Annotated in this window: 19 protein-coding genes; 5 read left to right on the top strand and 14 right to left on the bottom strand. The window is 73.5% G+C overall.

The genetic code is table 11. The features are described from left to right. The first annotated feature begins 24 nt into the window (after positions 1–24). Together OO54_RS00290 and OO54_RS00285 are read left to right on the top strand one after the other, a co-directional pair. Positions 25–1,692, top strand: coding sequence for a condensation domain-containing protein (locus OO54_RS00290; protein ID WP_234439199.1), 1,668 nt, complete (start codon positions 25–27; stop codon positions 1,690–1,692). Between the two features lies 1 nt (position 1,693). After that, complete coding sequence (locus OO54_RS00285; protein ID WP_033200824.1) at positions 1,694–2,959, top strand: MFS transporter; 1,266 nt, start codon at positions 1,694–1,696, stop codon at positions 2,957–2,959. 35 nt (positions 2,960–2,994) lie between these two features. On the opposite strand, the gene OO54_RS00280 is transcribed toward OO54_RS00285, so the two are convergent. Both OO54_RS00280 and OO54_RS00275 read right to left on the bottom strand, forming a co-directional pair. Then, the gene (locus tag OO54_RS00280; RefSeq protein WP_033200823.1) at positions 2,995–4,410 is read right to left on the bottom strand and encodes an amidase; all 1,416 of its coding nucleotides are present in this window, start codon (positions 4,408–4,410) and stop codon (positions 2,995–2,997) included. 221 nt (positions 4,411–4,631) lie between these two features. Continuing rightward, complete coding sequence (locus tag OO54_RS00275; protein ID WP_051786612.1) at positions 4,632–5,429, bottom strand: polysaccharide deacetylase family protein; 798 nt, start codon at positions 5,427–5,429, stop codon at positions 4,632–4,634. A 256-nt stretch (positions 5,430–5,685) separates the two neighbouring features. Between OO54_RS00275 and OO54_RS00270 the strand changes: the two genes are divergently transcribed. Next, complete coding sequence (locus OO54_RS00270; protein ID WP_033200822.1) at positions 5,686–6,081, top strand: hypothetical protein; 396 nt, start codon at positions 5,686–5,688, stop codon at positions 6,079–6,081. Between the two features lie 35 nt (positions 6,082–6,116). Here the strand turns inward: OO54_RS00270 and OO54_RS00265 are convergent, their stop codons facing one another. From OO54_RS00265 to OO54_RS00245, 5 genes are all read right to left on the bottom strand, one after another. Further along, positions 6,117–8,528, bottom strand: coding sequence for a polysaccharide lyase 8 family protein (locus OO54_RS00265; protein WP_033200821.1), 2,412 nt, complete (start codon positions 8,526–8,528; stop codon positions 6,117–6,119). A gap of 107 nt (positions 8,529–8,635) precedes the next feature. After that, positions 8,636–9,766 carry a LacI family DNA-binding transcriptional regulator gene (locus tag OO54_RS00260; RefSeq protein WP_063738235.1) on the bottom strand — a complete coding sequence of 377 codons (1,131 nt, stop codon included), beginning with the start codon at positions 9,764–9,766 and terminating at the stop codon, positions 8,636–8,638. Positions 9,767–10,491: 725 nt separating this feature from the next. Beyond that, on the bottom strand, positions 10,492–12,513 hold the full coding sequence (locus OO54_RS00255; RefSeq protein ID WP_234439551.1) for a helix-turn-helix domain-containing protein: 2,022 nt from the start codon (positions 12,511–12,513) through the stop codon (positions 10,492–10,494). A 180-nt stretch (positions 12,514–12,693) separates the two neighbouring features. Beyond that, positions 12,694–14,058 carry an MFS transporter gene (locus OO54_RS00250; protein ID WP_033200820.1) on the bottom strand — a complete coding sequence of 455 codons (1,365 nt, stop codon included), beginning with the start codon at positions 14,056–14,058 and terminating at the stop codon, positions 12,694–12,696. A 129-nt stretch (positions 14,059–14,187) separates the two neighbouring features. Continuing rightward, positions 14,188–14,982: a 3-hydroxybutyrate dehydrogenase gene (locus tag OO54_RS00245; RefSeq protein WP_033200819.1), complete on the bottom strand. Its 795-nt coding sequence runs from the start codon at positions 14,980–14,982 to the stop codon at positions 14,188–14,190. Between the two features lie 304 nt (positions 14,983–15,286). Between OO54_RS00245 and OO54_RS00240 the strand changes: the two genes are divergently transcribed. Continuing rightward, a complete protein-coding gene (locus tag OO54_RS00240; RefSeq protein ID WP_033200818.1) occupies positions 15,287–16,063 on the top strand; it encodes a CoA transferase subunit A in 777 nt (258 codons plus the stop codon). A gap of 1 nt (position 16,064) precedes the next feature. Further along, positions 16,065–16,712, top strand: a complete 648-nt coding sequence (locus OO54_RS00235) for a CoA transferase subunit B (RefSeq protein WP_033200817.1) — start codon at positions 16,065–16,067, stop codon at positions 16,710–16,712. Positions 16,713–16,725: 13 nt separating this feature from the next. Here the strand turns inward: OO54_RS00235 and OO54_RS00230 are convergent, their stop codons facing one another. The 7 genes from OO54_RS00230 to OO54_RS00200 form a co-directional block, all read right to left on the bottom strand. Next, positions 16,726–17,223 carry a DUF3291 domain-containing protein gene (locus OO54_RS00230; RefSeq protein ID WP_033200816.1) on the bottom strand — a complete coding sequence of 166 codons (498 nt, stop codon included), beginning with the start codon at positions 17,221–17,223 and terminating at the stop codon, positions 16,726–16,728. A gap of 32 nt (positions 17,224–17,255) precedes the next feature. Next, a complete protein-coding gene (locus OO54_RS00225; protein ID WP_033200815.1) occupies positions 17,256–18,020 on the bottom strand; it encodes a helix-turn-helix transcriptional regulator in 765 nt (254 codons plus the stop codon). Positions 18,021–18,029: 9 nt separating this feature from the next. Beyond that, positions 18,030–19,436: a tetratricopeptide repeat protein gene (locus OO54_RS00220; RefSeq protein WP_033200814.1), complete on the bottom strand. Its 1,407-nt coding sequence runs from the start codon at positions 19,434–19,436 to the stop codon at positions 18,030–18,032. A gap of 195 nt (positions 19,437–19,631) precedes the next feature. Further along, complete coding sequence (locus tag OO54_RS00215) at positions 19,632–19,982, bottom strand: ArsR/SmtB family transcription factor (RefSeq protein ID WP_033200988.1); 351 nt, start codon at positions 19,980–19,982, stop codon at positions 19,632–19,634. 99 nt (positions 19,983–20,081) lie between these two features. Continuing rightward, complete coding sequence (locus OO54_RS00210; protein ID WP_017241904.1) at positions 20,082–20,441, bottom strand: zinc ribbon domain-containing protein YjdM; 360 nt, start codon at positions 20,439–20,441, stop codon at positions 20,082–20,084. Positions 20,442–20,484: 43 nt separating this feature from the next. Further along, the gene (locus tag OO54_RS00205; RefSeq protein WP_033200813.1) at positions 20,485–21,162 is read right to left on the bottom strand and encodes a response regulator; all 678 of its coding nucleotides are present in this window, start codon (positions 21,160–21,162) and stop codon (positions 20,485–20,487) included. After that, positions 21,159–22,325 (bottom strand): sensor histidine kinase, encoded by a 1,167-nt coding sequence (locus OO54_RS00200; protein WP_033200812.1) that lies wholly within the window; start codon positions 22,323–22,325, stop codon positions 21,159–21,161. The genes OO54_RS00205 and OO54_RS00200 overlap by 4 nt, the downstream gene beginning before the upstream one ends. Between the last annotated feature and the right edge of the window lie 14 nt (positions 22,326–22,339).

Raw genomic sequence — 22,339 nt, 5'->3', positions numbered from 1 at the left:
ACGGCGCGGCGGGGAGCGGTCACGATGGGGCAGGCGAACATGATCCGCTGCGTCCTGCGCGACGAACCCGTGCAGATCAACATCCACGACGTGTGGCCGGTGCCGCCGGGGACCCGTACGGACGCGGCGATCGACGCCCTGCGCACCCTGGCGGTGCGCCACGAAGCCCTGCGCACCACGTTTCCCGCCCCAGCGGACGGAGACGTACCGCGCGAGCAAGTCGTCTTCGCCGAAGGGGAGTTCGCGCTCACCGTCCTCGACCACGACGAGCTGCCGCCCGAAGCGGCGGAGTACGCCGAGTCGCTGGCCCGGGCGGCCCGCGTCGACCGCTTCCACCTCGATCGGGACTTCCCCCTCCGGGTGTCCCTCGTCACCGCGGCGGGCGCGCCGGTGTTCGTCGCCCTCGCGGCGAGCCACGCCGTGACCGACGTCGGCGCCCTCGCCGTACTCCGGGAGGAGTGGCTCGCGCTGCTGACCGGCGCGCGCCTGCCGGACGTCACGGCCGTCACGCCACTCGGTCTCGCCGCCGAGGAGGCGACCCCGTCGGGTCTGCGCAAGTCGCGTGCCTCGCTGGCGCATTGGGAGCGGATCATCCGCACCGGGCCCCAGGCGATGTTCGCCGAGCCGGGCGCCGAGGGCACCGACGTACGGGTGCCGTGCCTCACCCTGCGGTCACGGCGGGGCGCCCGGGCGCTGGCCCGCGTGGCCGAACGCACCGGCGGACTGCCTGCCACGGTCCTCCTGACGGCCTGGTGCGCGCTCGTCGGCCACCGCGCCGGTCAGACCGCCTGCGTCACGGCCGTGCCGACCTCCAACCGGTACGAGCCCCGGCTGGCCCGCTCCGTGAACACGCTCTCGCAGGACGCGCTGCTCTGCCTCGACCTGCGGGTCCCGTCCTTCGACACGCTCCTCGCCAAGACGTGGGGGGCGGCGCTCAACGCGTACCGGCACAGCCGGTTCGACGCGGTGGCCCTGTGGGAGATGATCGGGCGGGCCACGTTCGAGCGCGGCAGCGCGTTCGCGCGCGACGTCGTCTACAACGACGTGAGCACGCTCCCCGCGATCCTCGCGGCCACATCGGCGGGCCCGGTGGACGAGCCGGGGCCCGAACTGGAGCTGGGCCGGGGCCCGGAGCAGGTCCTGCCGACCCGCCTCCTCACCTTCGTCCACGAGACGGCACCCCTCCTCCGTCTCTCCCTGTGGGCGGACCCGGCGCTGTTCCCCCGCGAGGAGGCGGAGGGCTTCCTCACCGGCCTCGTACGGCTCCTGGAGGCGGCCGCCGACAAGGACGTGCCGCTCACCGGGCTCACCGAGGTGACGGGCGTCCAACCGGTCGAGCGCGGCACCGACTGGTGCCTCGTGGACGGTTGCTGGGTCTCGCCGCCCGCCGTGGCGGACGCGCTGAGCCGGGCCGTCGGCGGCGTCCCCGTGCACGTCGTCCTCGACGCGCCGGCCGAGGCCGGCGAAGGGCCGGGGCCGCACCTCACGGCGTTCATCGCCGCCGACGGCTCCCCGCCGACCCCGGCGAGCGCTCACGCGGCGCTGATGGACACCCTGCCCGGCCGCCCCGGAGTGCTGGCCCCGCGCCGGTACGTGATCGTCCAGGGCGCGCCGGCCGAAACCGAACCGAGCAGCGCATGGCTGCGGCGACGCATACTCATGGAAGGGACCGGCCGCGACCGGCAGATGTGACATGACGATGGACGACACGACCGTCCGGCGGAAGCCGGACGCCCTCCCCAGCCCCTGGCGGTCCAGCCGGTTCCGGCGCTTCTTCACCGCCCGCAGCACGTCGCTCCTCGCCGACGGCATGCTGATGGTCTCGATCACGACGACCGTCCTGGCCGCCGGGTACGGCGCCGGCGGCGTGGGGTACACGCTGGCCGCGTGGATGGCCCCGATCGTGCTGCTCATCCTGTTCGGCGGGGCACTGGCCGACAAGTTCACACCGCAGGTGATGATGGTCGGCGCCGACGCGGTGCGGATGGCGACCATGCTCACGCTCGCCGTTCTGCTGGCCGGCGGCGGGGTACGGCTCTGGCACGTCATGGCCCTGATGGCGGTCAGCGGCGCCGCCACCGCCATGTTCCAGCCCGGCCTGGCGGCCCTGGTCCCCCAGGTCGCCGAGGACATCCAGCGGGCCAACGCACTGCTGCGGGTCTCCGAGGCGATCTGCACCCTCCTCGGCCCCGGCCTGGCCGGCCTCCTCGCGGCCTACTGGGACGTGGCCGGCTCCTTCCTGGTCATCGCGGCGGCCTACGCGATCAGCGCCCTCGGCCTGCTGTCGCTGCGCCACCTCCGCACCGCCCGGGAGGACGGCGACGACAGCGACGACCCGCTGCTGCGGCGACTGGCCACGGGATGGCACGAGTTCCGGTCCCGTTCCTGGCTGTGGGGCGTCATCGTCGTCTGGGCCGTCTACGGGCTGTTCGTGTTCGGCCCGTCGGTGCCGCTCGGCGCGGCGCTCCTCACCGAGCAGCACGGGGCCGGCGGCTACGGCTGGATCGCCTCCGCCGACGGCGCCGGCACGATCGTCGGCGGCCTGCTCGGCATGCGCGTCCGGCCCGCCCGGCCGCTCGTCGCGGGGGCCTGCGCGATGTTCTTCTTCACGCTCAACCCGCTGGCCCCCGCGCTCGGCTGGTCGTTCACCGTCACGGCCCTCACCGGCGTCGTGGCCGGCTGCGGCTTCGCCTTCTGGGGCGTGATGTGGGCGACCAGCGTGCAGTCCCACATCCCGGTGGCCGTCCTCAGCCGCGTCTCCGCCTACGACATCGCCGGCTCCATCATGGTCATCCCCCTCGGCCGCGTCCTGGCCGGCCCGGCGGCCGAGTCCTTCGGCGCCGACCGCGTCCTCCTCTTCTCCTCCGTCATGGGCGTCGTCTGCCTCACCGTGATGCTCGCCGTCCCGGCCATCCGCGGCCTCGGCAGGGCGCCTGCGGAGGCCGCGGACCCGGACTGAATCCTGTCCGGGCTCGCGGCGCCCGAGGAGTCCCGTCAGACGTCCCGGACGCGCCGGAAGGGGCGGTCCGCCTCCAGGGTGAAGGCGACGTCGAGAAGGGTGCGTTCGCTGCCCGGCCGGCCGGAGAACAGGACGCCGACGGGCAGCCCGTCCTCCGTGGCGGTGGGGGCGGGCAGGGAGATCGACGGCGTTCCGACGATGTTGTCGACGGGGGTGAACGCGACGTACCGCAGGATCCGTTCGACGAGCTCCGGGTAGGGAACGGTGGGGCTGAGGTGGCCGATCGGCGGCGCCGTGTGGGCCAGGACGGGAGAGAGAAGCAGGTCGAATCCGCGGAACGCCGCCGCGTACGCCACCTTGGTCCGCTTCAGCCTGCGCAGCACGCCGGGGGTGCTCCGCCAGTTCTTCACGTACGTGGCGTGGAGTCCGCGGCTGAGACCGTCCATGCGGCGCCGGTCGAAGTCCGGGCCGAAGGTGCGGCCGCCGGCGCCGATGAGGAACGAGAGCAGTCCCCAGTAGGTGAGGAAGTCGTCGGTGAACCGCGGGTCGATGGCCGGCGCCACCGGCTCCACGGTGTGGCCGAGCCGCTGGAGCGTCGCCACGGTGTCGGTGACGGCGGCCCGGGTGGCGGCGTCGGTCGTGACGCCGTTCGGCGAGTCGAGCATGAACCCGACGCGCAACCGCCTGCCCGAAGGGCCTTCCACGAGGCCGACCGGCGGCAGCTTCGGGTTGCGCCAGTACGTCTCCGCGGCGGCGAGGAAGGCGGCGGTGTCCCGGACGGAGCGGCTCACGATGCCGTCGGAGACGATGTCGAGGGGCAGTTGACGACTCTGCGCGTTCGCCACGACCCGGCCGCGGGTCGGCTTCAGGCCGACGAGGCCGCAGCAGGCGGCGGGGATGCGGATCGAGCCGCCGCCGTCGTTGGCGTGGGCGATCGGCACCGCACCGGCGGCGACGAGGGCCGCGCTGCCGCCCGACGAGCCTCCTGCCGAGTGACCCGTGTTCCACGGGTTGCGCACGGGCTCGGCCGCCTCGTACTCGGTGGACGGGCTGAAACCGAACTCGGGCAGCCGGGTCTTGCCGAGCACCGTGACACCGCTGCTCAGGAACTGCCGGGTGAACGGCGCGTGCCTCCGCGCTTCCCTCGGGCTGAAGGCCGCGCTGCCGTGGCCGGTGGGGAGGCCGCGGTAGTCGGTGTTGTCCTTCACGAACGTCGGCACTCCGGCGAAGGCGCCGCCCGCCCCGGCGGCGGGCGCCGGGGACTCGGCGTACGTCTGGACCGCGTGCAGCCTTGCCTCGACCGCCCGCACCCGCTCGGCCGCGTCCCTGGCGGCTTCGGCCGCACCGACCTCACCGCGCCGGATCGCCGCCGCGAGACCGACGGCGTCGTGCTCCCCCAGTGCGTCGTCCCGGAAGGCGTGCACCGTGGTCCGTTCCTCGAAAGTCGTCACCGCTACCTCAGCCCCGCCGTATGGATGGTTGTCCCTCCATCATTCCGTACCGGCGAGTAACACGCGAGGGGTCGAGGGCCTCGCCCTGCCGCCGGAGCGGCGCGGGCGCGGTGCGGGCGGACGGGCGGAAGGGCGGCCGGTTGGCCTTCTTGGCGACCGGGCACGAGGGTGGGCGAGGGCACGGTGCGGAGTACCTGCAGAGGGGGCGGGGCGACGGCAGGTCAAGGAGTCGTGCGCACCGGGAAGCTGAAGGCGTGCCCCTGCTCCTTGAGCCACGGCAGCACCTGCCGGAGTGCCTCGACGGTCTGGCCGCGGTCGCCGCCGCCGTCGTGGAAGAGGATCGTCGGCCCGTTGGACAGCTGACTCTTGACGGTGTTGACGATCGAGGCCGTGCCGGGCTGCTCGAAGTCCTTGGTGTCGACGTTCCAGCCGAGCGGCCGCATCCCCGCCGCGGCGGCGATCCGCCGGCTGTCCGGGGTGAACGCGCCGCCCGGGGCCCGGTAGTACTCGACCTTGGCTCCCCCGGCCGCGTCCTCGATCATCTTCTTCGCGGCCAGGATCTGCTGCTTCTGGTACGCGACGGGCTTCTTGTCCATCGAGGTGTCGTGGTCCATGGTGTGGTCGCACAGCTTGTGGCCGTCCGCGACGACCTTCTTCACGAGTTCGGGGTGCTGCTTCGCCTGCGGCCCGATCATGCAGAACACGGCCTTGACGCCGTTCTGCCGGAGGATGTCGAGCATCTGCGGCGTGAACCGCGGGTCGGGGCCGTCGTCGATGGTGATGTTCACGGCCGTGCCGCCCGCCTCCGCGGCGTGCGCGATGCTCTCGGGCACCCGCTGGGGAGGGATCCGGGCCGGCTGCTCCGTCTGCTCCGCCGGCGTCCGCTCCGCCGGCCCGGCACCCCGCTGTGCGGCGGCCTCGTTGCCGGTCAGCGCGGCGGCGGCCCACACCGCGAGACTGATCCCCACCGCCGAGGCCACCACGGCTATGTGCGTCCTGTACGTGTTCTGCTGCCCCATGGAATGCCCACTCCCCGTGCGCTCGCGACGTCTCCCAGGTGAGAGGACGGTACAAGCGGCGGGAAGGTTTCACTCCGGTCCGACCGTTCCGGTGACGCCCGTGACTCCCGCCACGGCGGACGGGGCGCCCGCTTTGACGGTGTCTCGGGCATTGGTGTATCCAACATCGGTATGTGTCGGGCGGAGCGATCGGCCCGATTCTCCACCCACCCATCCCCTCACCCACTCACCCACCGACCGAAGAGAAGAGGCACCGATGGCGTTCCATGACGGCCAGCGGGTGAAGCTGGCGGCGGACGTCAGGCTGGCGGGCTCCCTCACCGTGGCCGGGGACTCCCCGGACGCGACGGATGACGTCGGGGGGTCCCTCTCCCTCGCGTCGGGCACCGAGGGCACCGTGGAGCGGGTCGTCGAGCACGCCAAGGAGGAGAGCCACGAGGTCCGCGAGTACCTGCGGCTCACTTCCCTCCTCGACGGCTTCGGCGCCCAGATGCCCCCGGCCAGCAGGAGCCGGCTCGAGGAGCAGATCGGCTCCCTGGAGGCCGACTGGCTCGCCTACCAGGAGCAGCGGCCCCACGTGACGGTCCGCGTCCGTCTCGACAACGGCTTCGTCCTCGACGGAACGCCCGAGGCCTTGTTCACCTCCGCCTGACCCCGTGACACGTCCGCGGGAGCCCCGGCCCGGTGTCAGCCGAGGCGGACCCGGACCTTCTGGGGGGCGCCGGCGGCCCGGGTGAGGTCGCCGAAGGCGAGCTTCAGCGTGGCACCCGTCGTGGCGGCGGTGACGGTGGCCGGCTTGGAGAGCACGGCGGAGACCCGCTTCGCCCAGGTGATCTCCAGGGAAGCGGCCTGGCGGGCCGGGTCGGAGACGACGACGGTCGCGGTGCCGTCGCGGTGCTCGCGGACGAGGACGGACGCGGGCGCGTCGGCGGTGAGGGGTCCCACGGTGCCGGCGGCCCAGAAGTTGACCGCGGTGAGGCCGAGTCGGGGGACGCGGACGCCCTGCCGGTCGCCGGTGTTGGCGAGGATCCGCACGCGGCCCCTGTCGGCGGCCCGCAGCGCGGTGGTCGCCGCGCTCGCGCCGGGCAGCAGGACGTACGCGTATTCCGCGCCGGCCGGGTCGGTGCCGTGGTCGGTGCAGAGGGTGAGGTAACGGCGGGTCAGTGGCGTGGCGGGACCGCCGGTGTTGATGTCCCGCCAGGAGCCGGTGCGTTCCTCGCGTACGGCGGTGAGCTTCAGGCCCTGGGGGAAGACGTAGCCGGCGTGGCCCTCGATGTGCGCCCAGCCGGCGTCCTCGAAGGTCCGCCGCCACCCCTGCGCCGCCGGCTGGACCCGGCCGTCGACGGTGAGCGCGGGCGCGCCGGTCGCGCCGAGGGCGCGGTTGTCCACGGTGGTCTCCACGGCGTGGCCGTCGGCGGAGGTGATGCCGGCGCCCAGGCAGACGACGGAGTCGTCCAGCCAGAACCACGACTTCCTGGCGTTCATCGTGGAGGAGAGGCCGCTGAGGTGCTGTCCGGTGGCGCCGAACTCGCCGTCGGTGGTGCCGCCGACCCAGGCCGCGTCGGGCATGGGCTGGCCCCAGTTGCCGCCCTCGCCGTCGGCGAGCGGCTTGCGGGAGGCGGTGATGCCGGGGAGTCGGTACGGGTCGACGGTCGGCCAGTACGCGTCCGAGTACTGGTCCAGGCCGAAGTCGTCGCCCCACCAGGAGAGCCAGCCGGCGCCGGTGTGGTAGCCGCGGGCGTGCTCGCCGTTGCCGAACTCGTAGTGCGCGATGCGCTTCGACGCCATGGAGACCGAGGCGCACCAGCCCCGGCGGCGGTGGGTGGCCCGGTCCATGTGGTGGAACAGCCGGTGCTGGACCGGTTCGGGCGCGGGCGTGACCGAGGTGTCGTCGAGGACGGACTGCAGCAGGGCGGCGCGGACCAGGCTCAGCTTCGGGTTCCGCAACGGCGGGGCGAAGCGGTCGCGCTGCATCCAGCCCTTGACCATGGCGCGCCAGCGGGCGTTCTCCTGCTCGCTCGCGCCCTGGCCGACGAGCACGATGGTGGCGAGCAGGCCGTGCGCCCTGGTGTGGTCGGAGGTCCCGGCCCGGCTGATGCCGCGCGAGGAGACGTTGTCCATGATCAGGCCGTTGTGGACGAAGGGCGCGATGGCGTTGTCGACGGTGTCCAGGAAGAGTTGCGCGTCCGGCGAGTCCACCGGCCACCGGGAGGCGCGCAGCAGGGCCATGAGGCGCCCGATGCCGTCGTGGAGGACGGAGCCGTAGCCGCCGATGTAGGGGACGTTGCGGTGCTGGATGAAGGACCCGTCGGCGTAGAAGCCGTCCCCGGCGGTCACGTAGGGGAAGACGGGGTTGAGCGCGGCGACGGCGCGGGCGAGGCGGTCGGGGTCGTCTCCGACGATGGAGCGCAGGATCACGCTGCGGCACAGGTCGACCCGGTTCGCTCCGGTGGAGGTGCCGGTGTAGGAGTCGAAGACGGAGTCCGGCACGAAGTGGTCGACGGCCCGGCAGTACGCGGCGATCCGTTCCGCCGTCAGGTGCTCGTGGACCAGGACGCAGGTGTCCATGAAGGCCTGCGGGCCGCCGATCTGCCAGTTCCACCAGTTGCCGTAGCGCGTCGTGTTCTCGTTGTAGACCCGCGCGTACACGTGCTCGAGGCCGGTGAGCACGGCCTCCAGCACGGCCGGGTCGCCGGTCAGGCCGGTACCGGGCTGCGCCCATGCCTGCGCGAGGGTACTCAGCCGGTTGAGACTCTCGTTCATCATCGCCGAGAAGCCGTACGACTCCGCGTCCGTGTCCGGCTCCGGGTCCTTCCACACGGCGTCCGGCCACAACGACCCGTCCGCGGGGGCCATCGCGGACAGATGCCCCCGCGCTGTCCTGCCCAGTTCGGCGAGCAGCGTCCTGAAGGGCTCGGCGGTGGGACTGAACCCGGCACCGAGGACGAGGTCCCGCCACGTGGCGCGCAGTGCGGCGAACTCCTGCGCGTCCCCTTCCGCCGCCGCGGCCGGCCCGGCCGCGACACCGAGGAGTCCGAGGGCCAGCGCGGTTCCTCCGCTCGCCTGGAGGAACGTGCGTCGACGCAGTGAAGAGCCCATGGGGAACCAGCCTTTGCGGAGGTGTCGGAGGGGGCGATGCCTGAACGGCAGCCTCCGCAAGCGCTTTCTATCCGTCAAGGGACGGCGCCGAATCGGGCAGTTTTCGGTCAGCCGGAGGGCGGCGACAGAGCCTCGGCCCCGCCCGGCTCCCGTCCCGCGCCGCACGAATCCCGCACGACGAGCCTCGGAAGCCACTCGATGGCCGAATGGGCCGCGTCGGGATCTTCGAGGCGGCGGACCAGAAGACGGACGGCGGCTTCACCGACAGCGAAGGTGGCCGGGCTGACGGAAGTCAGGGGGACGTCCGCGAGGGCCGCCGTCTCGTCGTTGTGGCAGACGAGGGCGAAGTCGTCGGGGACGCGCACGCCGTGCGCGGTCAGCCACTGAAGGAGATTGAGGGCGTCGATGTCGGTGTGAACCAGGGCGGCGCGCACCTCGCCCGCCTCGACGAGAGCGAGAAGACGCTCCCGCGCGATGTCGTCCGGGTGCCCCCACGGCCCGCTCGGCGGCGGGGACAGGTCGTCGTCCGGCAGGTCGAGGGCCCGGACCGCCGACAGGTAACCGGAACGCACCGCGGGCCGCGTATGCGTGTGCCGGGCCAGCAAGGCGACCCGGCGGTGGCCCAGCCGCGCGAGGTGCCGGACGGCGAGCGCCGCCCCGCCCGCATGGTCGGAGACGACGCGGTCGAGATGGGAACCGGGCACGCCGAGCGGAATCCGGCGCTCTACGAGCACCGCGGGGACCGCGGGTTCGGCGAAACGGGCGGCCTCCTCCCGCGTGGGGCCGCCGACGGTCCAGCTGGGAGCGAGCAACAGGCCGTCGACGCCCGCGGCGAGCAACGTGGCGATGTGCTGGACGTCGCGCTCCGCCGAATAGTCCGTGATGCCCACCAGAAGCCGCGCACCGACATCCGCCGCCGCCTGCCGGGCGCCCTGGATCACCGCCCGGTAGTAGTAGTCGGACACGGGCACGACCATGCCGAGCACCAGACCGCCCGCCGGCCGGGGCGCACCCCGACGGGCGAGCCGGGCATCACGGGCGTTGAGCGGCGCGGTCGGCCAGCTGACGGTGCCGTGCAGCCGCCGCAGACGCCCCACGTCCGCCAGCGCCGCCACGTCCCGCCGTGCGGTCTCCACGGACACCCCCAAGGCCTCCGCCAATTCACTGACCCGCACGCTCTCCCGTTCCCGCACCACCCTCAGGATGCGGCGGTGCCGCTGCTCCACGCTCTCTCGCATCGGTGCCGCCCCTCGCTCCGGTGGTCCGCGCGGGCGCAGCGTAGCCCACGCTCCGACGGGAAACCGACCGCCGGGTGCCCGTACGGGGCCTCGCCCCCCCCACCCCGCGCGTCGGGGGTCGTCGCGCGCCGGGACGACGCCCCGCCGCCCGCGTTGTGGGCCTGCGCCCCCGCCCCCGCGTTGTGGGCAATCGTTCCGCTGGGGCGGTGCCCACCCCCGCGCCTGCGCCCGCGCGTTGTGGGCTGCGCCCGCGCCCCGCCCGTTGTGGGCGATCGTCCCGCTGGGGCGGAACGGGTGGGCACAACGGACGGCGCCCCCTGCCGGGCCCAGGTTTCCGCGCCCGAACCCGCACCCTTTGCACACCGAGCTGTGGGTGCGGGTCAAGGCAACAGGGGCGGAGGCGCCGCCGAGGGCGCCGTCCCGTGTGCCCACCCGTCCCGCCCCAGCGGGACGATTGCCCACACGGCGGTGGGGCGCAGGCCCACACGGGGGTCGCGGGGGCGAGAGCCCAGGGCCCGCGCAGGCCCCACACGGCGGTGGGCGGAGGGCGAGAGCCCCGGCAGGCGCAGGCCCCACTCGGCAGGGGGCACAGGTCCACACGGCGGTGGGCGAAGGCCCACACCGGGCGGCGGGGCCACACGGCTGTGGCACGGGGCCCGCACGGCGGTGGGCGGGGCCACGAGGCAGCAAGTGCGGGCCCGGACGAGGCAGGGCGGTGGGTGGGGTCAGGTTTCGGTCGGGGGGCGGGTGAGGCGGTGGAGGCGGAGGGCGAGGTGTGTCTCGAGGGCCCTGGAGGGGGTGTTCCAGTCGGGGCCGAGGAGTTGGGCGACGCGGTCGAGGCGTTGTACGACGGTGTTGACGTGGACGTGGAGGGCGTCTTTGGCGCGGGAGAGGCTGCCGCCGTGGTCGTAGTACGCGCGCAGGGTCCGCACCAGTTCGGTGCCGCGCTCGGAGTCGTAGGCGAGGACGCGGTCGACGTACGAGCCGACGTCGGACCGGTCGCCCAGGAGGACGCCGATGAAGCCCAGGTCGGCGATGTCGGCGCCCTCGCCGGTGCGGTCGAGGGAGTGGAGGGCCGTGAGGCACCGGAGGGCCTCGGTGTGGAGCGCGGCGAGGTGCTCCGGTCCGTGTCCGGGGCCGGCCGCGCCCACGGTGACGGGTGTGTTGAGCGTACGGGCGAGGTCGGCCGACAGGGATCGGGCGAGGGCCCCGGGGCGGTCGCCCGGAGCCAGCAGGACGACGTGGCCGTGCCGGGTGCCGGCGAGGCCGCCGAGGCCGCGGGCCTTGCGGGCGGTCTCGTCGGAGAGCCGGGGCCGCAGGGCGGCCTCGCAGTCGAGGACGGCGACGGAGTGCGGCCGGGCGAGGTCGACTCCGAGGCGCCGGGCCCTCAGGGTCAGGCTGCCGCCGTCCCGGCGCGCCGACGCGGCGGGGTCCACGAGGAGGTCGTCGAGGAGTTCGCCTCGCACCCGGTCCTCGGTCTCGGCGACGGACCGGCGCATGAGGAGCAGGAGTGCGGTCACGAGCGCGGCGCGCTCGAACAGCCGCCGGTCGGCCTCGGTGAGGTCGTCCCGTCCGGTCAGCACGATGCTGCCCAGGGCCTCGGTCCCGGCCAGGACGGCGCAGGTCCACACGGAGTCCGCGCGGACGGCGCGACCGTCCGTCTGCGAGGCCGCGAGGCTTTCGGCGGAGGGGGTGACCGGTCCGGTGCAGGACCGGGCCAGCTCGCTGCCGTCGGTGTCGTGGACGGCGACCCCGCCCCCGAGCAGCGCCGCGATCTCGGCTGCCACGTCGTCGATGCCCGCGCCCCGCAGCACCAGTTTCGTGAGGCGGTCGTGGGCGTCGGAGGCCCGGTGCAGTGCCTCGCTGTGCGCGTGGGCGGTCGCGTTCGCCGCTTCGAGCCGGCTCAGGGTGGAGCGGGTCTCCTCCAGGAGGCGGGCGCTGTCGATCGCGACGGCGGCGTGGTCGGCGAGCGAGCCGAGCAGGGCGATGGCGTCGGGGGTGAACTCGCGTGGCCCCCGGTCCGCGGCGAACAGCACCCCGATGATCTCCTGGCCGACGCGCAGCGGGACGCCGAGGATGCCGCCGAGCCCCTCCTCGGCCACGCCGTCGTCGATCGCGCCGGTGTGGCGGAACCGCCGGTCGGTGCGGTAGTCGGTGCTGGCGTAGGGGCGGGCGGTCTGGGCGACGAGGCCGCCCAGGCCTTCGCCCATGCCCAGCCGGAGCTGCTGGAAGGCCGCGGACACGGAACCGTCGGTGACCCGCATGAACGTGTCGTGGGCGACCGGGTCGTTGAGCGTCAGGTAGGCGATGTCCGTGCCCAGCAGCGTTCTCGCCCGCCGGACGATGGCGCGGAGCACGGCGTCCAGGTCCCGCAGTCCCGCCAGGTCGCTCGCCGTGTCGAAGAGCGCCACGAGTTCCGCCTCCCGGCGGCGGTACTGGTCGAGCACCCGCCGCACGGACAGGGCGACCTCGGTGGTCTCCTCGATCCACGCGGCCTCCGCCCCGCCCGCCCCACCGGCCCGTGACCTGGCCGGCTGCGCGGCGAGCTGCTCGGCGGGCGCCCCGGCCGCGAGCAGGTCCAGCAGGTTCCGGGCAGCCGCCTCGGCGGGCGCCGCCGCCACCCGCACCTCGCCGAACCCCGACGCCGGAGCTCCGGCAGGCACCGGCGTCCCGGCTTCGTCGGGCTCCGGCGTTCGTTCCCCTTCCGGCGCCGGTGGGCCGTTCTCGGCTCGACGGTCGGCGGTCATGGGGCCTCCTCGCGGGGCGTGTGCGGGGTGGGATGCGGCGCGGGGCCCGGTGCGTCGGGTTCTCCCCCATGGTGGGGGCGGACCGGGCGCCTCACGAGTGCGGCGGTGCCGGGCGGTTTGGGCCCGACACCGCCGGAGGGGGGTGCTACGCGGGGTCGCACGTGTGCACCGGAGGGAGTGTTACGCGGGGTCGCCCGCGTGCACCGGGCGGGGCTCGTCGGCGGGCTGCTCGGCGCGGTTGCGGGCGAGGTCGCGGCCGCGGGTCTCTCGGGTGACGGCCACGGTGATGGTGGTGATCACGGCGGCCGCGCAGAGGTAGATGCTGATGGGCGTGGAGCTGCCGTAGTCCTTGAGGAGCTCGACCGCGATGATCGGGGCGAGGGCGCCGGCGAGGATGGAGGCGAGCTGGGAGCCCATGGAGGCGCCGGAGTAGCGGACCTTGGTGTCGAACATCTCGGAGATGAAGGCCGCCTGCGGGCCGTACATGGCACCGTGCAGCAGCAGGCCGGCGGTGACGGCGAGGGTGATCACCACGAACGACTTCGAGTCGACGAGACCGAAGAAGGCGAAGGCCCAGATCGCCATGCCCGCCGAGCCGATGAGGGTGACGGGACGCCGGCCGATCCGGTCGGACAGGGCGCCCCACAGGGGGATGGTGACGAAGTGGACGGCCGAGCCGATCAGGACGGCGTTGAGGGCGGTGCTCTTCGACAGGCCCAGGTGGGTGGTGACGTAGACCAGGAGGAAGGAGGTCAGGATGTAGTACGAGATGTTCTCGCCGAAGCGGGTGCCGATGGCGGACAGGACCTCACGCCAGCTGCGCTTGAAGACCTCGACGACCGGGGCCTCCTCCTTGACGCCCGCCGCAGCGGCCGCCTCGGCCTTGGCCTGTGCCTCCAGGAAGACCGGGGACTCGGAGACCGAGACGCGGATCCACAGGCCGATCACGACGAGCAGTCCGGAGAGCAGGAACGGGATGCGCCAGCCCCAGGACTGGAAGGCCGCGTCCGACTGGACGGCGGCGAGCAGGGACAGCACGCCGGTGGCGAGCAGGTTGCCGCCCGGGGCGCCGGCCTGCGGCCACGAGGCCCAGAAGCCGCGGTGCTTGTCGCCGCCGTGCTCGGAGACGATCAGGACGGCCCCGCCCCATTCGCCGCCCAGCGCGAAGCCCTGGACGAGGCGCAGCACCGTCAGCAGGATCGGCGCCCAGACGCCGATCGAGTCGTAGGTGGGCAGCAGGCCCATCGCGAAGGTGGCGCCGCCCATCATGAGGAGGCTGAGCACCAGCAGCTTCTTGCGTCCGATCCTGTCCCCGAAGTGGCCGAAGACGATGCCGCCGAGCGGTCGGGCGGCGAACCCGATGGCGTACGTGATGAACGCGATCAGTGTGCCCACCAGCGGGTCGGCGGTGGGGAAGAACAGCGTGTTGAACACGAGGGCGGCGGCCGAGCCGTACAGGAAGAAGTCGTACCACTCGATGGTGGTGCCGATCAGGCTCGCGCCGACGATGCGACCGATGCCGCTTCTCGGGGTGGTGTCAGACATGGGTTCACCGGGTTTTCACAAGGGGGGACGGGACGGGATGGTACGGGTCGTACGTGGAGGGGCCGCGGGTCGGGCGAGGGTCGGGCCCGCGGATCGGCGGTTCGGCCCGGGGGGGCCGCCGCCGACGGGTCAGCCCGCGGTCCAGCCGCCGTCGAGCGGCAGGGACGCGCCGGTGAGGTAGCCGGAGTGGGGGCCGCACAGCCACAGGACGGCGGCGGCCACCTCCTCGGACTCCAGGAGGCGCTTGACGGGCGAGCGGGCCAGCATGACGTTCGAGAGGACGTCGCCCTCGCTGATGCCGTGGGCGGCGGCCTGGTCCCGCACCTGGTTCTCGACGAGCGGGGTGCGGACGTAGCCGGGGTTGACGCAGTTGCTGGTCACGCCGTGGGGAGCGCCCTCGATCGCGGCGACCTTGCTCAGCCCTTCGAGGGCGTGCTTGGCGGCGACGTAGGCGGACTTGAAGGCGCTGGCCCGCAGTCCGTGGACGCTGGAGACGTTGACGATCCGGCCCCAGCCGTGGGCGTACATGTGCGGCAGGACATGGCGCATCAGCAGGAACGGGGCGGTGACCATCACCTTCTGGATGAGTTCGAAGCGCTCCGGCGGGAACTCGGTGAGGGGCGCGACGTGCTGGAGGCCGGCGTTGTTGACGAGGATGTCGACCTCGGCGGGGAGGAGGTCGACGGCACCGGGGTCCGCGAGGTCGGCCACGTGTGCCTGTCCGCCGGCGATCTCCGCGACGGCCTTGGCCGCGTCGGCGTCCCGGTCGACCACGTACACGACGGCCCCCGCCTGCGCCAGGGCGAGCACGCAGGCCCGGCCGATGCCGCTTCCGCCGCCGGTCACCAGAGCCGTACGCCCGCTCAGGTCCACCGCGGCGCTGGGCGGCGGCAGCGGAGCCGGGGCGTGAAATGTGTTCGTCATGGCCGGAAACACTAGGGAGCGCCTGGAGTCGGTCCCATGTGAGTGACCGCTACAAAGCGCTGCTCCCGAGTGGGTTCTTCCGCCATGGGTGCCGACGGGCCGGGCACGGTTTCCGGCCGTCCGCCGACGGGCGTCCGGTACCCGCGTCGGGGCAGGTGGTCATCACCACCCACCCCGGGGTCGATGTGTGGATGACAGACATGGTCGCCCTCCTGCCGCCTGCCTAGGCTCGCTGCCTGTCGGTTGTACCGGCACCGGCTCTGACCTGCGCGGTCGGCCCGGCTGCCCGAGGGAAAGGGACCGTATGGGTCTGGACAAGACAGTCGCGAGCGCGGCGGAGGCGGTGGCCGACATATCCGACGGCGCCTCCCTCGCGGTGGGCGGATTCGGGCTGTGCGGCATACCGGGCACGCTGATCGACGCCCTGTGGCAGCGGGAGGTCAGCGACCTCAGGATCGTCTCCAACAACTGCGGCGTCGACGACTGGGGCCTCGGGCTCCTGCTCGCCGCCGGCCGGATCTCGCGCATGACGAGCTCGTACGTGGGCGAGAACAAGGAGTTCGCCCGTCAGTACCTGAGCGGCGAGCTGGAGGTGGAACTCGTGCCCCAGGGCACGCTGGCGGAGCGGCTGCGGGCCGGCGGCACGGGCGTCCCCGCGTTCTACACCCCGGCGGGCACCGGGACCCAGGTGGGCGAGGGCGGGCTGCCCTGGCGTTACGCGGCCGACGGCTCGGTCGCCGTCGCCTCGCCCGCCAAGGAGACCCGGGACTTCGGCGGCCGCCCGTACCTGCTGGAACACGGCATCACCACCGACTTCGCCCTGGTCCGCGCGACCATCGGCGACCGGCACGGGAACCTCGTCTTCCGCTCGTCCGCCCGGAACTTCAACCCGCTCGCCGCGATGGCGGGCCGGATCACCGTCGCCGAGGTGGACCACCTCGTCGAACCGGGCGAGCTCGATCCCGACGAGGTCCACCTCCCCGGCATCTTCGTCCAGCGCGTGGTCAGGGTGTCCCCCGGCGATCCCGCGGCCGAGCGGCGCATCGAGCGCCGGACCGTTCGACAGGAAGGCGGTGCCTGACATGGCGCTCACCCGCGAGCAGATGGCGGCCCGCGCCGCCCTGGAACTCACCGACGGCAGTTACGTCAACCTCGGCATCGGCCTGCCCACGCTCATCCCGAACCACCTGCCGGAGGGCGTCGAGGTGGTGCTGCAGTCCGAGAACGGCATCCTGGGTGTCGGTCCGTACCCGACCGAGGACGAGCTCGACGCCGACCTCGTCAATGCCGGCAAGGAGACCGTCACCGCCCTGCCCGGTGCCTCGTTCTTCGACTCCGCCCTGTCCTTCGGCATGATCCGCGGCGGTCACATCGACGCGGCCGTCCTCGGCGCCATGCAGGTCTCCGCCTCGGGCGACCTCGCCAACTGGATGATCCCGGGCAAGATGGTCAAGGGCATGGGCGGCGCGATGGACCTCGTCCACGGCGCCGGCAGGGTCGTCGTCCTCATGGAGCACACCGCGAAGGACGGCAGCCCCAAGCTGGTGGACCGCTGCGACCTGCCGCTCACCGGCCGGTCCGTCGTCGACCGCGTCATCACCGACCTCGCCGTCGTCGACATCACCGAGGACGGTTTCGTCCTGGCCGAGCTCGCCCCGGGCGTCACCCTCGACGAGGTCCGGGCCGCCACGGGCGCCGAACTGACGGTGCCGGCCGGCATCGGCGGCTGAGGAGGGCCCCGTCTCAGACCGTCGGCGGCGCGGCCTGGAGGTGCGGAGCGGCCTCGGCCTCGGAGTAGGAGGAGGCGAAGGTGAACGCACGCGGGGACGGCCCGTTCGCCCGCAGGTCCGCCAGCCGCTCCATGGCCTCGCCGACGGTCGGGAGGTGGCCGGCGGGGACCCACCACAGCACCATGTGCGCCTCGACGTGCCGTGCGAACCACTCGCGGCGCCGCCGCATCACCTCCAGGTGCCCGCTGCGGTAGGCGAAGTCCCACAGCGCCTCCTGCGTCTCCCAGACCGACAGGTTGACGATGACGTCCTCACCTGCCGGGCGCAGCCCGGTGGCGTCGGCCGCCCCGTCCTCCACGAGCCGCCACACGAAGCCGGGCGCGCCGTCGGCGGCGGCGTTGACCGGGTCGAGCATGTCGACGAACGGCGCGACGCGCGGGTCGTCGAGGGGGTACCGGAGCGTGGCGACGTTGAGCTGGGCGAGGTGGGCGGCGTGCCGGGGTGCGGTCATGAGCTCATCCCAGCACGGCCCGCTTTTCTATGTCAATCCTCGTTGTTTTTAGAAAGCTCCACCACCACACAGCACTCTCCCGGCCGGGCGTCCATACGGGCCCGGACCGGACCGTCCGTACCGATCAGCCCTTCGAGCAGCGCGAGGTTCATGCCGCAGACGAGCGGCGGGAAGCTTTCGGCGACGGCGTGGAAGGGACAGTTGCGCATGCGGACGACCCGCTCGGCCTCCCCGGCCGCCCCGCCCTCGGCGCCGTCCCCCTCACCGACGCCTTCCCCCTCGCCGACGCCTTCTCCCCCGTCGGCGTCGCCTGCGCTCCCCGCATCCGCGGCGGCCTCGAGACGCGGCTCGTACCCGCGGCCGGCCAGCACCTCCATGACCTCTTCGAGGCCGCCACAGGCGGGCGCCGGCCCCCTCAGCGCCTCACCCCGGCGCCGGGCGGCCGCGCGGAGTCCGGCGTCGAGGCCGGCCTCCTCGGCGGCCTCGGCGAGCAACTCGGCGGCCGTGCGGTAGTCGCGGGCGGGCAGCGACACCGAGCGCTCCGCCCTCGCCCGCGTGTAGACCTTGGCGGGGCGCCCGGCCCCCGGTCCCGAACGGCCGGTCAGCCGACGGCTGCCGCTGTCGAGGAGACCGGCCTCCGTCAGCTTCTCCAGATGGTGCGCGGCGAGCGTCCGCGCGACCCCGGCCGCCTCGGCGGCCTCGTTGCGCCCGACCTCACGGCCCTGCGCGGCCACGTACTCGTACAGGCGGCGCCGCACCGGATCCTGCAGCACCGCGATCACATCGATGTCCTCCACACGGCCATTCTAGGAACAATGTGGATTGGAGATAGAAAGGCCGTCCGGACGTCGATCCCCCGCCCCCTCGCCACGCGCTGCGGCGGCCAGGCGCGCCTGGCTCCGCCGGTTGTACGGGCTGTCCGGGCGCAGTCCGGTGCGCTCGCTGATCAGGGCGCGGGCCAGGTCGTGCCGGCGGGCCCTCAGGGACGATTCGAGGAGGGTCTGCTGGACGGCGTCACGCTGGGCGTGGCTGCCGCCGAACTCGTGGAGGCGGCGGCGCAGCGGCCACAGGAGGTCCACGGCGGCCGCGTGGTCGCCGTGCGCGTGCGCGACCAGCGCCCGGCAGACCGGGAGGCCGATCTCCGCCGTCATCGCGTCGTTCGTCGAAGAGCCCGCCCCGGGCCGCTCCAGCCACCGTTGCCGGTCGGCGACGAGGCGCTCGGCCTCGGCGGGGCGGCCGGCGCCGACGTAGGACATGACGGCGTGCACGTCGTTGAAGGCGTAGAACGGCGGGTCGGCCCGTGCGGTCCACGCGTCGGCGAGCGCCTCCCACCGCGGGGCCTGGTCGATCCCCGACAGGTGGAGACGCCACAACAGGGCCGCCGCGTCCAGGAGTTGCATGGCCAGACCGGCGGACGTCCCGTTGTGCAGGTTCGCGTCGTACACGCGCATCGCGGTGTCGGTGTCCCCTGCCTCCAGGGCGAACAGCGCGTAGTGCCACCAGTTGTGCACCGCGAGGAAGTTGTCGCCCGACCAGTCCCCGGTCCGCGCGTCGAGATAGGCGATGCCGTCGGCGTACCGGCCCCGCATCTCGTAGGTGTGCACGACGGCGTGGACGGCCCAGACGTCCTGGGGGTTGCGCGCGACCGCGGCCGCGCCGACCTCCTCGGCACGGTCGTAGTGCCCCGACTCCTCCAGGCCGAAGGCGTACATGCCGAGCAGCGGCCCGCGGTGGGGTTCGTCCGCGTCCCAGGCGGACAGCGCGCCGCCGACGCGGTCGCGCAGGCGCACCGCGTCTCCGGTGAGGAAGTCGAGCTGGTGCCCCACGAAGAGGGCGAGCGCGTCCCTGGGGTACGCCAGGGTCAGCCGCTCCAGGAGTCCGGCGGCCCGCCGCAGGTCACCGGCGAGGAGGCTCTCGGCGGCGGCCGTGTGCAGGCGCTCGCGCGGCGGCAGCGCCGCGCGGTCCAGACCCGCCGTGTAGTCGGCGAACCTGCCCCGGGCGACGGCGGCGTCGGCCGGCTCGGTGCCCAGCATCCCCAGATAGGCCGCGAAGGCCTGGCCCACGGGCGACACCGGGTCGGCCGCGAGCAGGTCCCCGACGGCCTCGACCACCTCCGGCCTGAAGAACAGCAGCGCCTCCACCGCCCGGTCCAGATGCGCGGCCCCCTCCTCCGTACCCTCGTACAGGAAGTGGCCGTACCGGTCGGTCGCCATCCCAGATCACCTCACGCGACGCCTCGGGAGAACACGGAACGGCGCCCCGGACGGCGCGCCGTCCCCATGAAGCCAGCTCCCGACCACCCCGCACAGGCCCCGAACAGGTGACGCCCGGGCACACGCGGGCGCACCCGGAGCACACGGGGCACACCCGGCACACGGCGGTCGCACGCTCCGCAGGCCCTCCCGCCGTCAGGCGGTCGGTGGCGCTTCGGGCGTCGCGTCGCGGAGGTCGGCGAGGAGTTCGGCCTGCCCCGCGAGGACGCCCGAGAGGATCGTCCTGGCCACCGCGAGCAGCTCGGCCACCTGGGGATCGGTGAGCGCGTAGTGGACGGCGGAGCCTTCGCGGCGCGCGACGACCAGGTTCGACCTGCGGAGCACCGCGAGCTGCTGGGAGAGGTGCGCGGGCTCGACCCCGACCTCGGCGAGCATCTCCGAGACGGCGTGCTCCCGCTCGCTCAGCAGCTCCAGGACGCGGATGCGCACCGGATGCCCGAGCGTCTTGAAGAACTCGGCCTTCAGTCGGTACAGGGGCGTGCTCACCGCGCCCACCGCCGATCCGCCCGCGAGTCGGCGGCCCCGCAGCCCGGCCGCACGTTCACCCGCGTCCCCGCCGTGTCCATCGCGTCCCTCCGGAGCCGTTCAGGCCTTCTTGACGACGCTGGACTTGAGCTGCATGGGTCCGAAGCCGTCGACCTTGCAGTCGATGTCGTGGCCGTCGACGCCGTCCACGAGCCGGATGTTGCGGACCTTGGTTCCGGCCTTGATCCCGGTGGGGCTGCCCTTGACCTTGAGCGTCTTCACGACGGTCACCGTGTCCCCGTCCGCGAGCACGTTGCCCACCGAGTCCTTGATCACCTTCTCGCCGACCGTTCCGGAACCGTCGGCCGCTCCGGCCGAGAGGGACCACTCGTGGCCGCATTCGGGGCAGACCAGCAGCGCGCCCATCTCGTAGGTGTAGGCGCCGGAGCACTCGGGGCAGGGAGGCAGGTTCTCGTTCACCCGGCAATTCTATGACGAGATGATTAATTGCGAAAATTGGCAACTACCCGTGCGGCTCACCGGCGGCGACTCCGGGAGTGACCAGTCCCGACTCGTAGGCGACGATGACGAGTTGGGCCCGGTCCCGGGCCCCGAGCTTCCCCATGATCCGGCTGACATGGGTCTTCGCCGTCAGGGGCGACAGTCCGAGGGCCTCCGCGATCTCCGTGTTGTTCAGGCCCCGGGCCACCAGGGCCAGCACCTGGCGCTCGCGGTCCGACAGCCCTCCCGGGCCGCCCGCCGCAGGGGGATCGGGGAGCGCCAGTGCCCGGGCGATCAGCCGGGACGTGGGGCCCGGCGACAGCAGGGCCTCCCCCGCCGCCACCGTACGGATCGCGGCGAGGAGCTCGGCCGGGCGGATGTCCTTGACCACGAAGCCCGACGCACCGGCCCGCAGCGCCTCCACGACGTGCTCGTCCGTGTCGTACGTCGTGAGGACCAGCACCTTCACCCCGGCGAGGTCCTCGTCGTCGGCGATCAGCCGGGTGGCGCCGATCCCGTCGAGCTCGGGCATCCGGACATCCATCACCACCACGTCCGCCCGCGCCGAACGGGCCAGTTCCACCGCCTCCCTGCCGTTGGCCGCCTGGCCCACGACCTCCATGTCGGGCGCCGACTCGACGAGCATCGCGAACGACGCCCGGACGAGCAGCTGATCGTCCGCCAGCAGGACCCGGATCACACCGCCACCTCCCTCACCGCGAGCGGCAGTGCCGCCGTGACCTCGAAGCCCCCGCCCTCGCGCGGCCCCGCGCTCAGTGTGCCGCCCACGCTCCTGGCCCGCTCACGCATCCCGACGATCCCGTACCCGGAGCCGCGCGGACCGTCCGCCCCACCGCCCGCCACGTGGCCGCCGACGATGCCGCTGTTGGTCACCCGGACGGTCAACACCTCCTCCATCAGGCCGACATCGACCCGTACGCGGGCGTCCGGACCACCGTGCCGGACGGCGTTGGTCAGCGACTCCTGCACGATGCGGTACGCCGCCGCGCCCACCGCCGCCGGGACCTTCGCCCCGCCCGTCCGCACCGTCAGGTCCGCCCCCGAGGGCCGTACGAGATCGGGCAGCGCGGCCAGGTCCGGCAGCGGGCCCTCCGGGGCGGCGCGGAGCACGTCCAGGGTCGTGCGCACCTCGGCACGGGCGTCCCGGCACGTCTCGGATATCCCTTCGAGCGCGCGGACGAGCGCCTCCCGGTCGAGCCGGTCGGGGTCGGCGACCAGGACGTGCGCGGCGACCGACGCCTGCACGCCGATGAGGGTGATCGAGTGGGCGAGGAGGTCGTGCAGGTCGCGCGCGATGCGCAGCCGCTCCTCGGCGGCCTTCCGCTCTCCCTCGCGCTCCGCCCGCTCCACCACGCTCGCCACCAGCTGCCGGTAGAGCCGGATGCTCGCGCCGAAGACGAGCATCGCCATCACCCAGCCGGAGACCCTCAGCAGCTCGACCGTCTCGTGCGGGTTGACCACGACCTGGATGGTCAGCGTGACGCAGGTGACCGAAAGCCCCACCAACAGCGTGCGCTTCGGCCGTCCGGTGGACGCGACCGTGTACAGCGCGGTCATCGACGCCGGGATCGGCGCCAGGTGCATGTAGTCGAGCGCGTGGTAGGGCACCACGCAGGCCACCACCGCCAGGAGCACCGGCATGGGCGCCTTGCGCCGCCAGGCCAGTGGCACGTGCGCGGCGAGCAGCAGCGCCCAGCCCAGCGCGTCCGGCCGGCGGCCGTCGTCGACGGTCAGCGCGAGGACGACCGCCACGACCGCGAAACCCGCGGCGGCCGTCGCGTCGCACCTCGTGGGGTACGGCGCCGCCTGCGGGTCACGGGTCAAGGCCGCTGCGAAGTCCATGGTGCACATCCTCC

It is taken from the genome of Streptomyces wedmorensis (assembly GCF_000716445.1).
GTDB classification, from domain to species: domain Bacteria; phylum Actinomycetota; class Actinomycetes; order Streptomycetales; family Streptomycetaceae; genus Streptomyces; species Streptomyces wedmorensis.
Note: the sequence above shows the minus strand (reverse complement) of the source record. Positions and strands in the feature narration are given on the sequence as shown.

Coding starts and splice junctions, on each gene's coding strand:
- OO54_RS00290 (WP_234439199.1), top strand. CDS start 25: ATGGGGCAGGCGAACATGATCCGCTGCGTCCTGCGCGACGAACCCGTG.
- OO54_RS00285 (WP_033200824.1), top strand. CDS start 1,694: ATGACGATGGACGACACGACCGTCCGGCGGAAGCCGGACGCCCTCCCC.
- OO54_RS00275 (WP_051786612.1), bottom strand. CDS start 5,429: ATGGGGCAGCAGAACACGTACAGGACGCACATAGCCGTGGTGGCCTCG.
- OO54_RS00270 (WP_033200822.1), top strand. CDS start 5,686: ATGGCGTTCCATGACGGCCAGCGGGTGAAGCTGGCGGCGGACGTCAGG.
- OO54_RS00265 (WP_033200821.1), bottom strand. CDS start 8,528: ATGGGCTCTTCACTGCGTCGACGCACGTTCCTCCAGGCGAGCGGAGGA.
- OO54_RS00260 (WP_063738235.1), bottom strand. CDS start 9,766: ATGCGAGAGAGCGTGGAGCAGCGGCACCGCCGCATCCTGAGGGTGGTG.
- OO54_RS00255 (WP_234439551.1), bottom strand. CDS start 12,513: ATGACCGCCGACCGTCGAGCCGAGAACGGCCCACCGGCGCCGGAAGGG.
- OO54_RS00250 (WP_033200820.1), bottom strand. CDS start 14,058: ATGTCTGACACCACCCCGAGAAGCGGCATCGGTCGCATCGTCGGCGCG.
- OO54_RS00245 (WP_033200819.1), bottom strand. CDS start 14,982: ATGACGAACACATTTCACGCCCCGGCTCCGCTGCCGCCGCCCAGCGCC.
- OO54_RS00240 (WP_033200818.1), top strand. CDS start 15,287: ATGGGTCTGGACAAGACAGTCGCGAGCGCGGCGGAGGCGGTGGCCGAC.
- OO54_RS00235 (WP_033200817.1), top strand. CDS start 16,065: ATGGCGCTCACCCGCGAGCAGATGGCGGCCCGCGCCGCCCTGGAACTC.
- OO54_RS00230 (WP_033200816.1), bottom strand. CDS start 17,223: ATGACCGCACCCCGGCACGCCGCCCACCTCGCCCAGCTCAACGTCGCC.
- OO54_RS00220 (WP_033200814.1), bottom strand. CDS start 19,436: ATGGCGACCGACCGGTACGGCCACTTCCTGTACGAGGGTACGGAGGAG.
- OO54_RS00200 (WP_033200812.1), bottom strand. CDS start 22,325: ATGGACTTCGCAGCGGCCTTGACCCGTGACCCGCAGGCGGCGCCGTAC.